Here is a 14,344-nt window from a genome sequence, read left to right on the forward strand (position 1 = left end):
TTTTTTTAGGTTTAAAATAGATTTGTTGGATATTGATAAAATTATAAAATTACTTTTTTCTGTTTCCTGTAACTTGAGTACCCATGTAATCTTGTACAGTTCTGAATCCGATATAACTTCTAGCAGAATCAGCATATTCGTGGTCACGAGTACTTACCTGTAGGAAATAAGCAACGTCTTTCCAAGAACCTCCACGAACAACTTTTCTTTGATTTTTACCATCAATTACGTTTGGATTCATTGTAGAAACATATTCGTATGCGTTTGGATTGTAAGCTGAATCTGTCCACTCTGAAACGTTTCCTGCCATATTGTATAATCCGTAACCATTTACGTCATATGATTTTGCTTCTACTGTATATAAAGCTTCATCAGCAGCATAATCTCCTCTACTTGGTTTAAAGTTTGCTAAGAAACAACCTCTATCACTTTTAGTATAAGGACCTCCCCATGGGTAAGTAGCAGACTCCAGACCTCCTCTAGCAGCGTACTCCCACTCTGCCTCAGTTGGTAATCTGAAAGAGTTTACAAGATCACGTCCTTTTTTCTTAGATTTAATATAACTGTTTTTGTTTAAAGTTCTCCAAGCACAGAATGCTTTAGCTTGTTTCCAAGTAACACCAACTACAGGATAATCTCCATAAGCTTTATGCCAGAAATAATCGTTGTGCATTGGCTCATTATATGAATAAGCGAAGTCTTTAATCCAAACTGCAGTGTCAGGATAAACATTTACCTGCTCTGTTTTTACGAAGTCACTTCTTTTTCCAACTTTAGCTTTTGCAGCAGCTTGAATATCCATCCAAGAATAACGGAATTTCAATTTATTTACGTCAATTGTTCTTAAACCATTGTATGATTCTTCAATTGGTAAATACATAGAATCCATTACTTCAGCATAATACTCATCTGGATATGCTTTAGTATCTTTAATTAACTTAACTTTTCTGTTTAATTTTCTTCCAGCATATGGATCATCCTTAGTACCAACACTATAGTAGTTGTCATACATGTATTTATCATAAGCTGTCATTTTTTCTGGATCAGAATCATTAAAAGCGTAATCAGCAATGCTTCCGCCTTTTTTACCTTTTCCATCAGTAGCTTTTTGTCCAGTTTCATCTGCAAGGATTGCTAAACGAACTCTCATTGTAGAATCTTTCACCCATTCTACGAATTGACGATATTCACTATTTGTAATTTCTGTTTCATCCATATAGAATGAACGCACGGTTACAGTTTTAGTTGGAGCATCTTCTACGTTAGCTAAATCAGCATCTGATTTACCCATTATAAAAGATCCGCCCGGAACTAATGTCATTCCATAAGGCTTCTCGGGATGCCATTTCCCTCCTGTAACACCAACTAATTCACCTTTGTCACCTGACTTACCACAGCCGATTACTAGTGTTAACATTGCTGCAAATGCAATAAACTTCTTCATATAAATTTGGGATTATCTATTCATTATTAAAAGTCCGTAAACGTATTTATTATTTATCTAAAAAACAATACTACTTGCGAATTTATTTTACCGTTCAAAAATAATGTTAAATAAAATAAAAAAAAAATATTTTATCGATAAACTGTTCTAAAAAATCGATGTAAAACGTTAATTTTTATATATTACACGTATTTTCTTACTAATTAATTTTAACTATTTTAAACAAGTTTTAAAAATTTAAGATTTCGCTTAAATTTTCGAACTACAAAGCGTTTTTTCGTTGCGCTTTCCACCATCTTTCTGGCAATTCTTGATTGCAAGCTGACAAATATTCGTCGTAAGAACAGGGTAATAACGTATTTCTTTTCAATTTATTGTTGCCGTTTGATTCGAATGGAATTTCGATCCACCAACGATCTGTTTTGTCACTTTTATAGAATATCAATTCTTCATCATCTAATGGAACTATATACTTTAAATAGTTTGCTCGGCTTCCAAATGGATATTCTTTTGAACGATAGTGATAACCTTCAATAAAATACCAAACAATCTGAGCAATAATAGCCGACTCTGCCGTTGTACTGTTATGATTAAATATTCCAAATGAAGATACTTTATCACTAATACCAGCATATCTTGCTAAAGCACAAATTTCTTTTCCATTAAATCCGTTTGGCTCAAAAGTAACCATATTTGCTGAAGCAGAAGATTTTACAGAATTCAAATCAATACTAACCAAGTCTGCATCTCTAAAAACTGGCTCAGCCAAAGTGATTTTGTTTGAAATTTCGCCCAATCGATATGCATCAAAGAATAACTTTTCGATTAGATCAATTTCTTCTTGCGAATTATAATAGGTTTGATACCCTATATTACAGTAATTGAAAAGGTTATTTGGTTCATCAATAATGATTTTTGTCAAGTACGAATTAGCCGAAACTGATTCATTTTCCTTACCAAAATCAAATCTATTATCAACTGCAACCAAATTTACCATTTGCTCTAAATCATCGTAAGCACGATACAAAGCATAAGTCAAATCCTGAGAACCTCCTAGAACTATAGGAATGACTTTATTCTTAATTAATGTAGCCGTAACCTTATTTAATGCATAATAAGTATCCTCTACAGAATCGCCTGCAAGTATATCTCCAAGGTCTGCAATTGAAGCATCCCAGTTACCAGGAAACATTCCGTAAAGCTTTTTGCGCAAAGCAGTTAGATTAACTTCATTAATCATATTGATATTTGTACGGTCTTCTAAAACCCCAATTATAGCAATATTAATCTGTGCAATATCAGGAAACTGATCTTGGGTATGGAAGACAACTTTGCTTCCAAGCTCTTGTGAAGACAGTGCGCCGACGAATTTTACAATTGCGTCATTAACTGGTTCTAGAAAATCAAATTCCATTTATACTTATTTCTTTTTAGCAGCCGTTTTTTTAGCTGGAGCTTTTTTAGCCGTTGTTGTTTTTTTAGCAGCAGTTTTCTTTGCTGGTGTCTTTGCCGCGATCATTTCTTGAACTTGAGCCAATGTTAATTTTGTTGCATCAACATCTTTACTTAATTCAATTTTGATTTTTCCTTTCAGAATCACAGATCGTCCCCAACGGGCTTTTTCTACTACAATTCCTTCTTCTTCCCAATTATGGATAACCTTATCAATGTTTTTCTGAAGTTTATCTTCGATCAATTCTTCAACATCAGCTTGAGAAAGATTATCAAAATTGTATTTCTTGCTTACGTTTACAAAAAGTCCGTTCCATTTAATGAATGGCCCAAAACGTCCCACCCCTTTTTGAACAGCTTCTCCTTTATAAACTGCAATTGGCGCATCAGCAAGTGCTTTTTCGTCAATTAATTCCTGAGCTCTTTCTTTAGAAACACTTAAAGGATCTTCTCCTCTAGGCAGTGAAATAAAAACGCTTCCGTGACGAACGTAAGGACCGTAACGGCCATTGCTCACTTCCACTTCTTCTCCTTTATATTCACCTAAACTTTTTGGAAGCAAGAATAAATTTAAAGCTTCTTCAAGTGTAATGTTCCCTATATTTTGGTCTGCCATTAAGCTAGCAAACTTTTTATCTTCATCATCTGCTTCTCCAATCTGCGCCATTGGCCCAAATTTTCCTAAACGAACAGAAACTTGTCTTCCGTCTGCATCTTTTCCTAAAATTCTTTCACCACTTTCACGTTCAGCATTTGCTTCAACTTCTTTTACATTTGGATGAAATTGATTGTAGAAGTCCTGCATCATTTTTGCCCAGTCAATATTACCTTCAGCAATTTCGTCAAAATCTTGCTCAACTTTTGCAGTGAAATTATAATCTAGAATGTTTCCGAAATTCTTTACCAAGAAATCTGTAACAATAGTTCCGATATCTGTTGGAACCAATTTTCCTTTATCAGAACCTGTATTTTCTTTTAGAAGCTTCTCTCCTACTTTACTGTTTTGCAAAGTAAGCTGTGTATAATTACGTTCTACACCTTCAAGAGTCCCTTTTTCAACATAATTTCTATTGATAATTGTCGAAATAGTTGGTGCGTATGTAGATGGACGACCAATTCCAAGTTCCTCTAATTTTTTAACCAAAGATGCCTCAGTATAACGTGCAGGCGGTCTTGAATATCGTTCTGTGGCTGTAATATAGTTATTTGCCAGTTTTTCGTTTACTTTTAAAGCAGGAAGCATTCCTTCTTGCTCTTCTTCATCGTCATCATGACCTTCTAAGTACACCTTTAAGAAACCTTCAAAAAGCAATACTTCTCCAGAAGCTGTAAAAATTTCGCTGTGATTATCTGCTTCGATTTTTACGTTTGTTCTTTCCAATTGTGCGTCGCTCATTTGCGAAGCCAAAGTTCTTTTCCAGATCAAATCGTATAAGCGAGCTTGGTCACGGTCGATATTTACGGTGTGACGAGACATATCAGTCGGACGAATTGCTTCGTGCGCTTCTTGTGCCCCTTTACTTTTATTAGCAAAAACTCTCGGCTTAGAGAATTCTTTTCCGTAAGATTTGATAATTTCTGCTTGTGCAGCATCCATTGCTTCTTTAGAAAGGTTTACCGAGTCGGTTCTCATATAAGTAATAAGTCCGGCTTCGTATAGACGCTGTGCTAATTGCATGGTAATTCCAACTGGCAAGTACAATTTTCTTGCTGCTTCTTGCTGCAATGTAGAAGTTGTAAAAGGTGCTGTTGGAGATTTTTTGGTAGGTTTAGTTTCTAAATCAGCTACCTTATATTTAGAACCGATGTTTTGATTTAAGAAATCTTCGGCTTCTTTTTTAGTGTTGAAGTTTTTTGGAAGTTTCGCTTTGAAAGCTTTTCCTGCTTCGTTTACAAATTCTGCAACAATAGAATATGTTGCAACTGCATTGAAGCTTTGTATTTCGCGTTCTCTTTCTACAATTAAACGTACAGAAACTGACTGTACACGACCAGCTGAAAGTCCGCCTTTAATTTTTCTCCATAAAACCGGAGATAATTCATAACCTACTAAACGATCTAAAACACGACGTGCTTGTTGTGCGTTTACTAAATTATAATCAATTTCTCTTGGATTGTCGATTGCCTTAAGAATCGCAGATTTTGTGATCTCATGAAAAACAATTCGTTTGGTTTTTTTTCTATCTAGCTTTAATTCTTCCGCCAAGTGCCATGAAATAGCCTCTCCCTCGCGGTCCTCATCGGATGCTAACCAAACCGTTTCGGCATTTTTAGAAAGTGACTTCAGCTTCGTTACCAAGGCTTTTTTATCCGGAGAAACTTCATATTTAGGTTTAAAACCATTTTCTACATCTACTCCTATTTCCTTTGATGGTAAGTCTGCTATGTGTCCATAACTTGACTCCACCTGAAAATCACTCCCAAGAAATTTCTCGATCGTTTTCGCCTTTGCAGGTGACTCCACTATTACTAAATTCTTTGCCATTGCTCTATTTTTCTGCAACAAAAGTATTTATTTTTTTTAAATATTAACCTTACGAATGCATTTTTGAGGTATTTTGATATTATGAAACTTAAAATTGCAGATTTATCTGTAATAATCTCGATAATATATATAGGTATAACTTTTAGTGATTTTTAACCAAGAAATCCCTTTTAATTTTAGATTTCAGAGTTTAGATTTTAGATTGCAAAAAAAATGTCCTATAATTTAAAATTCAATTTACCCTTTTACTGCAATATTTACTTTTAAACATATTGGCTCCTAGCCCAGATTGCAGCGAAAAGCCCGGAGTAAAAAGAGCAAAAGTTTCTTGTTTAAAAAAAGCGACCAACGGAAGCTCTTTTTGAAACATTAGAAACTTTGCTTTTTTTATGAGGACTTGAAGTGGAAAGCTGGAAATAGCTCCTAATTACTCTTAAATTGAGTTCAAAATATTAGGTATCAACATTTCTCAAAACATTGTTAATTCTTTATCTGACATCTTGTCATATTAGATTCAATTACCCTATCTTTGCACTTTGAATTTTTACAATGGAAAAGATTATTGAAGAAAGCAAACAGGGTGAAAGTCTTGTTTTGGAAAATAAACCTGAGAATACTAAAAAACTATTTATAGAAAGTTACGGCTGTGCGATGAATTTTTCGGACAGTGAGGTCGTAGCTTCCATTTTGTCTGACGGAGGTTATAACACTACTTCTGTTCTAGAAGAAGCCGATTTGGTTTTGGTAAACACTTGTTCTATTAGAGATAAAGCAGAACAGACTATTCGCAAGCGTTTAGAGAAATACAATGCAGTAAAACGCACGAATCCGAAAATGAAAGTGGGCGTTTTGGGCTGTATGGCAGAGCGTTTGAAAAGCCAATTTCTAGAAGAAGAAAAAATCGTTGACTTAGTTGTTGGTCCAGATGCTTATAAAGATCTTCCGAATTTATTGGCCGAAGTTGAAGAAGGACGTGATGCTATTAATGTAATTCTATCAAAAGAAGAAACGTATGGAGATATTTCGCCTGTTCGTTTAATGAGCAACGGAATTACAGCTTTGGTTTCGATTACTCGCGGATGCGATAATATGTGTACGTTCTGCGTTGTGCCTTTTACAAGAGGACGCGAGCGCAGTCGTGAACCACAGAGTATTATGGCTGAAATTCAAGATTTATGGAACAAAGGCTATAAAGAAGTTACTCTTTTAGGTCAAAACGTTGACAGCTACCTTTGGTATGGCGGCGGTTTGAAAAAGGATTTTGTAAACGCTTCTGAAATGCAGAAAGCAACTGCGGTTGATTTTGATCAATTGTTAGAAATGGTTGCAGTTGGTTTTCCAAAAATGCGTATTCGATTTTCGACTTCTAATCCGCAGGATATGCATGAAAGCATTTTGCATGTTATTGCGAAATATCCAAACATCTGTAAACATATTCACTTACCGGTTCAGTCTGGAAGTAACAGAATTTTAAAAGAAATGAATCGTCTGCATTCTCGTGAAGAATATATGGCTTTGATTGATAAAATTAAGGCAATTGTTCCCGATGCTTCGATTTCGCAAGATATGATTGCTGGTTTCCCAACAGAAACCGAACAAGATCACCAAGATACAATGAGCTTGATGGAATATGTAAAATATAATTTCGGTTATATGTATTCGTATTCTGAACGCCCTGGAACTTTGGCTGGAAGAAAAATGAAAGATGATGTGGAAGAAGAAACCAAAGCAAGAAGATTACAAGAAATCGTTGATTTACAACAAAAACATGCTTGGTTTAGAAGCGAAGAATTTGTTGGAAAAACAGTTGAAGTTTTAGTCGAAAAAGTTTCTAAAAAATCAAAAGACGAATTTTCTGGAAGAAACTCTCAAAGTATTACGGTAGTTTTCCCAAAAGAAAATTACAAAATCGGGGATTTCGTAAACGTAAAAATCACAAGCTGTACTAGCGGAACTTTAAAAGGTGAAGCAGTCGGTTTGAGTAACATGAATTAATTTTTTTTTTGCCACAGATTAAAAGGATTAGAAAGATTTTTTAATATTTTTCTTACTTTTAAATTTTGATGAAAATTAAAAATTTATGCAACGTTATAGAGAAAAAGAAACTTACAAGATTATTGGTATTTGCATGGAAGTGCACAGAAATCTTGGCCCAGGCTTATTCGAAGTAGTTTATAAAGACGCTTTAGAATTAGAATTTAAAGAAAATAATATTTCTTTTGAAAGAGAAAAGGAATATTCAATTGAATATAAAGGAACTATTTTACCTCATAAATTTTATGCTGATTTCATTATTAATGAAGATATAGTTTTAGAGGTAAAAGCTATAAAAGAATTTTCAAGTGAACATATTGCTCAGATTTTAAATTATATTAAGTTATCTAATTCAGAAGTAGGATTGCTTGTAAATTTTCAAACAAAATCTCTACAATACAAAAGATATATTTTATAATTTAGGTAATCTGTGTTAATCACTTTAATCTGTGGCAAAAAGAAAAAAAATATAAGCCTAGCGTTTAAGGTCAAAGCTTAAAACTTGAAACCTGAAACAAAAAAACTTGAAACAAAATCAATATGGAAACAGTTCAAGCAATAAAACAGCGATTTGAGATTATTGGAAATGATCCGAAATTAAATCGCGCTATCGAAAAAGCCATTCAGGTTGCTCCAACTGATATTTCGGTTATGGTAACTGGGGAAAGTGGTGTTGGAAAAGAAAATATTCCTAGAATTATACATTCGCTTTCGCACAGAAAGCATGGTAAATATATTGCCGTAAACTGCGGTGCAATTCCGGAAGGAACAATTGACAGTGAACTTTTTGGTCACGAAAAAGGAGCTTTTACAGGTGCAACAAGCACGCGTGAAGGTTATTTTGAAGTGGCTGATGGCGGAACAATATTTCTTGATGAAGTTGGAGAATTACCATTAACAACTCAAGTAAGATTACTTCGTGTTTTGGAAAATGGTGAATTTATAAAAGTAGGATCTTCTCAGGTTCAAAAAACAAACGTCCGTATTGTTGCTGCAACAAACGTCAATTTATTCAATGCAATTGAAAAAGGTAAATTCCGTGAGGATTTGTACTATCGTTTAAGCACAGTCGAAATTACATTACCGCCTTTACGCGAAAGAAACGACGATATTCATTTGTTGTTTAGAAAGTTTGTAGCCGATTTTGCTCATAAATATAAAATGCCTCCTTTAAGACTGGATGATGATGCTGTTCAGCTTTTACAGAAATTCAGATGGAGCGGAAACATTCGTCAGCTTCGAAATGTGGCAGAACAAATTTCAGTTTTAGAAACTAATCGCGATATTACCTTAGCTACTTTACAATCTTATTTGCCTGCCGAAGGAAGCAATTTACCTTCAGTTATTAACGACAGCAAAAAAGAAAGTGATTTCAGTACCGAAAGAGATATTTTGTACAAAGTGCTTTTTGATATGAGAAGCGATTTGAACGACTTGAAAAAACTGACTCTAGAGTTGATGAAAAATGGGACTTCTAAAGTTCAAGACATTAACCCGAATTTAATCCAGAAAATTTACGGAAATCAGCAAAATGATAGCGAGATTGATTTTGAAGAAGAACCAAGAACCGCTGTTGTGACCTCTCCTGTTGTTCGTGAAGATAATTATCAGATGCAAGACGATAATTATTTATTTGCTGAAACTATCGAGGAGGAAGAAATTTTACGTTTGGAGCAGAAAGAAATCGAAATGATCAAAAAATCATTAGAAAAAAATAAAGGAAAACGTAAAGCCGCTGCTGATGAATTAGGTATCTCTGAAAGAACTTTGTACCGTAAAATCAAGCAATTCGATCTATAATAAATCTCAATTTTTAAATCCCAAATCCCAAATTACTATATTTGGCGAAATTTGAAATTTGGAATTCGACTAATACACATTATGAAAAAAATATATTCTCTTTTCGCACTATTAAGCCTTTTTATGTTGAGTGGCTGTTCTGTCTACAACTTTACAGGAACTGGAAAAATCGATGCCAAAACATTTCAGGTTAACTTCTTTCAGAATAATGCCGATTTGATTGAACCAGGAATCGATAGAACTTTTACTTTGGCTTTGCAGGATTTGATTATGAATCAGACCAACTTAAACTTGGTTAGCAATAGTGGCGATTTGGTTTACGAAGGTGAAATTACAGATTACCGAATTACACCAATGACTGCAACGGCAGATCAGCAGGCAGCACAAAACCGTTTATCTATTCGTGTAAATGTACGTTTTACAAACAAAAAGAAAGAAACAGACGATTTTGAAAAATCTTTTGAATTCTATTATGATTTCCCTGGACGTGATCTTCCAACAGGATCTGTTTTAAACGAGGCAATCAGAGTAATTTTTGAAAGAATCACGCAAGATATCTTTAATCAATCATTGGCAAAATGGTAGTTTCACCTGTTTGTTTAATCGTTAAACTATAAAACCGTTTAATCGATAAAACAAGCAAAAACAAATAAACAATTAACCGATCAAACAAAAAAACAAATAATGAACGTTAGCGATTATACCTACTTAATGAATAAACCCGATGCTATTACAGAAAAGCAGGCGGACGCATTAGGAAGTGTTTTGAACGAATTTCCGTATTTTCAAAGTGCACGCGCATTACGATTAAAAGGACTTTACAATCAAAATAGTTTTAAGTATAATTATGCTTTGAAAGTTACAGCAGCATACACGGCTGATCGTTCTGTTTTATTTGATTTTATTACATCTGAAGCTTTCACTTCTATTCAAAATGATTTTTACGAACAGAAATTGAGAGATCTTCTCGAAATTACTGTTTTTGACAGTGAAATAATTTCCCCAGAGCAGATTCAAAAAGCAATTGAAGTAAAAACCGATATTGAAGAACTACCTGTTTCAGATACAATTAAAGAAACTCAAACTTCGGTTATTGAAACACCTTCGGTTGTACAGCCTGCAAAAATTGAAGAATCTGCAAAAATTGAGGAACCTTTAAAAGAAGAACCTGTACAAGTTGAGGAAATAAAAGCTCAAGAACCAATAATTGTTGAAGAACCTAAAAAATTTCCAGAAATAGATCCTTCTATTTTTCTTGCCATAAAAGAGGCTCAAACCATAACTTTTGAAAAGCCATCAATTAAGGAAGAAGAGCCAAAACCAATTCCAGAAATAGATTTTTCTATTTTTGCGATAAAAGAAGCACAAAATATAACTTTTGAAAAACCTATAGAAGAGGAAAAACCAAAACCACTTCCGGAAATAGATTTATCTACTTTTGCTGCAATAAAAGAAGCGCAAACTGTAGCTTTTGAAAAACCTACAATAGAAGAAGAACAGAAAATTGATTCTGTTGAACTTACCATTTCAGATAATATTGAAGAAGAAGTTGAAACAGATCCGTTTTCAGAATCTAGACAAGCTGAAGAACCTAAAATTGATCGTATAGAGAGTTCCATTTTAAGTTCGATAAAGGGCTCTGAAACACCTTCTCTACCAGAACCTGTAAAAGCTGAAGAACCTAAAAATGAGCGTGTCGAAAACTCTATTTTAAGTTCGATTAAAGAAGCAGAAGCTAAAACTATTGAACAACCTGTAAAAGCTGAAGAAGCAAAAGCAGATCCTATTATAGAAGAACCTGCTCTAAATGTTGTTGAAGAAGATGAAGACGACAGCGTAATTGAAGAAATGATTATTCCAGAATTTAAAATGAATTCTGTTGAACGATCTATTCTTTCTTCGATTAAAGAAGCTGAAACAAAAACACCTGAGGAACCAAAAGCAGAAATCCTAGAAGTTCTTCAATCTGAGGATAAAGAAGAAGAGCAAATTATAGAAGAAAATGAAGAGCCGATTGAAGAAATAATCGAAGAGGAAGAGCCTAATGAGCCTGCAAGAACAGCTGCAGAACATTTAGAAATTGGAAAACCTTTGGATTTTTCTCTTAGCGAAAAACATTCATTTCAAGAATGGCTTCAATTATCTCGAACAGAACCAATTGACCGCTCAAATGAAATTTCTCCAGAAGAACAAGCAAAAATTGAAGCGGCTAAAGAAGAAGAGAGACAAAAGAAGGCTGAAATTATCGATAAATTTATCGAAACCAATCCGAAAATCTCTCCAATTAAACCTGGAACAAGTGCTCCAGTAGTTCAAATTGAGCCTGTTATAGAAGACAATTCATATTTAATGACCGAGACTCTGGCCAGAGTATATCTGGAACAAAAGAAATATACAAAAGCAATTCAAGCTTATGAAATATTAATTTTGAAATATCCAGAAAAAATTACTTTCTTTGCAGACCGCATATCGGATATAAAGATTTTACAACAAAATAACAATAACAATAATTAAGTAATGAGCACATTTTCAATTTTTTTAGTTTTAATTACAATAGTTTGTTTTCTATTGATCATCGTTATCATGGTACAAAACCCTAAAGGAGGCGGATTGTCTTCTACTATCAGCGGAACGCAGATGTTAGGTGGAGTACAAAAAACAACTGACTTTTTAGATAAAAGTACTTGGACTTTAGCTACTGTTTTAATTGTGCTAATTTTACTTTCTAGCTTAAGCTTCTCTGGATCTTTAAGCGACACAGATTCTAAAATCATTGATAAAACTGAAGCTCCTGTAAATGCACCTGCAGCTCCAGCACAAGGAACTACTCCTGCTCCTGCAACACCTGCACCAGCAAAATAAAAAGTAGCTCGATATACAATCTAATGCCAGCCTGTCAAAGCTGGCATTTTTTTTAAGAAATAATGTCAGTTTTTCCAGCATGGCACAGTTTCTGAAAGTTTATAGAACAGAAAAAAACGTATAACTTATAATAATATAAAATCATGGCTTTAAACATTAAACCGCTTTCAGACCGCGTACTTATTGAGCCTGTTGCAGCTGAAACTAAAACTGCCTCAGGTATTTTTATTCCAGATACTGCCAAAGAGAAACCACAAAAAGGAACTGTAGTTGCAGTAGGAAACGGAACTAAAGATCACACTATGACTGTAAAAGTTGGAGATACTGTTCTTTATGGTAAATATGCAGGAACCGAGTTAAAACTGGAAGGCACTGATTATCTAATCATGCGCGAGGATGATATTTTAGCGATTATCTAAAAAATATTGTATTAAGTACGAAGTATTAAGAATTAATAACTTCATTTAACTTGAAACAAATCAAACTTTAAACAAAAATTAAAATGGCAAAAGATATAAAATTTGATATTGAAGCACGTGACGGATTAAAACGTGGTGTTGATGCATTAGCAAATGCTGTAAAAGTAACTCTTGGACCAAAAGGTCGTAACGTAATTATCGGAAAATCATTTGGTGGACCAACTGTTACTAAAGATGGTGTTTCTGTTGCAAAAGAAATCGAATTAAAAGACGCACTAGAAAATATGGGTGCGCAAATGGTAAAAGAAGTTGCTTCTAAAACTAATGATTTAGCTGGAGACGGAACTACAACTGCTACAGTTTTAGCTCAAGCTATCGTAAAAGAAGGTCTTAAAAACGTTGCTGCAGGTGCAAATCCAATGGATTTAAAACGTGGTATCGACAAAGCTGTTGAAACTATCGTGGCTGACTTAGCAAAACAAGCTAAAGTTGTTGGAAGTGACTCAGATAAAATCAAACAAATTGCTTCTATTTCTGCTAACAATGACGAAGTTATTGGTGAATTAATCGCTACAGCTTTCGCTAAAGTTGGAAAAGAAGGTGTTATCACTGTAGAAGAAGCTAAAGGAACTGATACTTTCGTTGACGTTGTTGAAGGAATGCAGTTTGACAGAGGATACCTTTCTCCTTATTTCGTAACAAATCCAGAGAAAATGGAAGTTGAATTAGATTCTCCTTACATTTTATTATACGACAAAAAAGTATCTTCTTTAAAAGAATTACTTCCAGTTTTAGAGCCAGTTGCTCAATCAGGAAAACCATTATTGATTATTGCTGAAGATGTTGACGGAGAAGCTCTTTCTACTTTAGTAGTAAACAAATTAAGAGGTGCTCTTAAAATTGCTGCTGTAAAAGCTCCAGGTTTCGGAGACAGAAGAAAAGCAATGTTAGAAGATATCGCAATCTTAACTGGCGGAACTGTAATTTCTGAAGAAAGAGGTTATACTTTAGAAAACACAACTATCGAAATGTTAGGAAACGCAAAAAGAGTTTCTATCGATAAAGATAATACAACTATCGTAAGCGGTGCTGGCGAAGCTGATATCATCAAAAACAGAGTAAACCAAATTAAAGGTCAGATGGAAACTACTACATCTGATTATGATAAAGAAAAATTACAAGAGCGTCTGGCTAAATTAGCTGGAGGTGTTGCAGTTCTTTATGTTGGTGCTGCTTCTGAAGTTGAAATGAAAGAGAAAAAAGACAGAGTTGATGACGCTTTACATGCAACTCGTGCTGCTGTAGAAGAAGGAATCGTTGCCGGAGGTGGTGTGGCGCTATTAAGAGCTAAACTTGCTTTAGCAGACTTAAAAGCTGACAACGCTGACGAAGCTACTGGAATCCAAATCGTTTCTCGCGCTGTTGAAGCTCCATTAAGAACTATCGTTGAAAACGCTGGTCTTGAAGGTTCTGTTGTTGTGGCTAAAGTTTCTGAAGGTTCAGGTGATTTTGGATACAACGCAAAAACTGACGAATATGTAGACATGCTTACTGCTGGAATTATCGATCCTAAAAAAGTAACTCGTGTAGCTCTTGAAAACGCTGCATCTGTTTCTGGAATGATCTTAACTACAGAATGTGCATTAATTGATATTAAAGAAGAAAATGCTGGAGGCGGAATGCCAATGGGAGGCGGAATGCCAGGAATGATGTAATTTCATTCTCTTCTTAAAAATTAAAAGCGCTAGATTTACTTCTAGCGCTTTTTTTGTTCGCCACGAATTCACGAATTATATTTTCAAATCTGTGTGTTTATTTTTTGCCACAGATTTCATTGATTTAATGGAT

The 14,344-nt window shown here is 34.4% G+C and carries 11 protein-coding genes; 8 read left to right on the forward strand and 3 right to left on the reverse strand.

The genetic code is table 11. The annotated features are described in order from the left end of the window. Nucleotides 1-49 precede the first annotated feature (49 nt). The 3 genes from porK to topA all read right to left on the reverse strand — a co-directional run bounded on the left by porK (nt 50) and on the right by topA (nt 5,381). The gene (porK, locus tag AC3Y25_RS13695) at nt 50-1,444 is read right to left on the reverse strand and encodes a T9SS ring complex lipoprotein PorK/GldK (protein WP_095928630.1); all 1,395 of its coding nucleotides are present in this window, start codon (nt 1,442-1,444) and stop codon (nt 50-52) included. 262 nt (nt 1,445-1,706) lie between these two features. Further along, complete coding sequence (locus AC3Y25_RS13700; protein WP_489903122.1) at nt 1,707-2,858, reverse strand: formimidoylglutamase; 1,152 nt, start codon at nt 2,856-2,858, stop codon at nt 1,707-1,709. A 6-nt stretch (nt 2,859-2,864) separates the two neighbouring features. Beyond that, a complete protein-coding gene (gene topA / locus AC3Y25_RS13705) occupies nt 2,865-5,381 on the reverse strand; it encodes a type I DNA topoisomerase (RefSeq protein ID WP_489903123.1) in 2,517 nt (838 codons plus the stop codon). A gap of 549 nt (nt 5,382-5,930) precedes the next feature. Between topA and miaB the strand changes: the two genes are divergently transcribed. The 8 genes from miaB to groL all read left to right on the forward strand — a co-directional run bounded on the left by miaB (nt 5,931) and on the right by groL (nt 14,211). Continuing rightward, complete coding sequence (gene miaB, locus AC3Y25_RS13710) at nt 5,931-7,376, forward strand: tRNA (N6-isopentenyl adenosine(37)-C2)-methylthiotransferase MiaB (RefSeq protein WP_489903124.1); 1,446 nt, start codon at nt 5,931-5,933, stop codon at nt 7,374-7,376. Nucleotides 7,377-7,461: 85 nt separating this feature from the next. Beyond that, complete coding sequence (locus AC3Y25_RS13715) at nt 7,462-7,833, forward strand: GxxExxY protein (RefSeq protein WP_489903125.1); 372 nt, start codon at nt 7,462-7,464, stop codon at nt 7,831-7,833. A gap of 122 nt (nt 7,834-7,955) precedes the next feature. Next, nucleotides 7,956-9,215, forward strand: coding sequence for a sigma-54 interaction domain-containing protein (locus AC3Y25_RS13720; protein ID WP_095928623.1), 1,260 nt, complete (start codon nt 7,956-7,958; stop codon nt 9,213-9,215). Between the two features lie 81 nt (nt 9,216-9,296). Continuing rightward, nucleotides 9,297-9,800 (forward strand): LptE family protein, encoded by a 504-nt coding sequence (locus AC3Y25_RS13725; protein ID WP_095928622.1) that lies wholly within the window; start codon nt 9,297-9,299, stop codon nt 9,798-9,800. Nucleotides 9,801-9,899: 99 nt separating this feature from the next. Next, nucleotides 9,900-11,729, forward strand: a complete 1,830-nt coding sequence (locus AC3Y25_RS13730) for a tetratricopeptide repeat protein (RefSeq protein WP_489903126.1) — start codon at nt 9,900-9,902, stop codon at nt 11,727-11,729. A 3-nt stretch (nt 11,730-11,732) separates the two neighbouring features. Next, a complete protein-coding gene (secG, locus tag AC3Y25_RS13735) occupies nt 11,733-12,077 on the forward strand; it encodes a preprotein translocase subunit SecG (RefSeq protein WP_095928621.1) in 345 nt (114 codons plus the stop codon). Between the two features lie 143 nt (nt 12,078-12,220). Next, a complete protein-coding gene (locus AC3Y25_RS13740; RefSeq protein ID WP_008467105.1) occupies nt 12,221-12,496 on the forward strand; it encodes a co-chaperone GroES in 276 nt (91 codons plus the stop codon). 83 nt (nt 12,497-12,579) lie between these two features. Then, a complete protein-coding gene (groL, locus tag AC3Y25_RS13745; RefSeq protein WP_095928620.1) occupies nt 12,580-14,211 on the forward strand; it encodes a chaperonin GroEL in 1,632 nt (543 codons plus the stop codon). Nucleotides 14,212-14,344 lie beyond the last annotated feature (133 nt).

This window comes from Flavobacterium sp. LK-23 (genome assembly GCF_058135255.1).

Coding starts and splice junctions, on each gene's coding strand:
- AC3Y25_RS13725 (WP_095928622.1), top strand. CDS start 9,297: ATGAAAAAAATATATTCTCTTTTCGCACTATTAAGCCTTTTTATGTTG.
- porK (WP_095928630.1), bottom strand. CDS start 1,444: ATGAAGAAGTTTATTGCATTTGCAGCAATGTTAACACTAGTAATCGGC.
- AC3Y25_RS13720 (WP_095928623.1), top strand. CDS start 7,956: ATGGAAACAGTTCAAGCAATAAAACAGCGATTTGAGATTATTGGAAAT.
- miaB (WP_489903124.1), top strand. CDS start 5,931: ATGGAAAAGATTATTGAAGAAAGCAAACAGGGTGAAAGTCTTGTTTTG.
- topA (WP_489903123.1), bottom strand. CDS start 5,381: ATGGCAAAGAATTTAGTAATAGTGGAGTCACCTGCAAAGGCGAAAACG.
- groL (WP_095928620.1), top strand. CDS start 12,580: ATGGCAAAAGATATAAAATTTGATATTGAAGCACGTGACGGATTAAAA.
- AC3Y25_RS13740 (WP_008467105.1), top strand. CDS start 12,221: ATGGCTTTAAACATTAAACCGCTTTCAGACCGCGTACTTATTGAGCCT.
- secG (WP_095928621.1), top strand. CDS start 11,733: ATGAGCACATTTTCAATTTTTTTAGTTTTAATTACAATAGTTTGTTTT.
- AC3Y25_RS13730 (WP_489903126.1), top strand. CDS start 9,900: ATGAACGTTAGCGATTATACCTACTTAATGAATAAACCCGATGCTATT.
- AC3Y25_RS13715 (WP_489903125.1), top strand. CDS start 7,462: ATGCAACGTTATAGAGAAAAAGAAACTTACAAGATTATTGGTATTTGC.
- AC3Y25_RS13700 (WP_489903122.1), bottom strand. CDS start 2,858: ATGGAATTTGATTTTCTAGAACCAGTTAATGACGCAATTGTAAAATTC.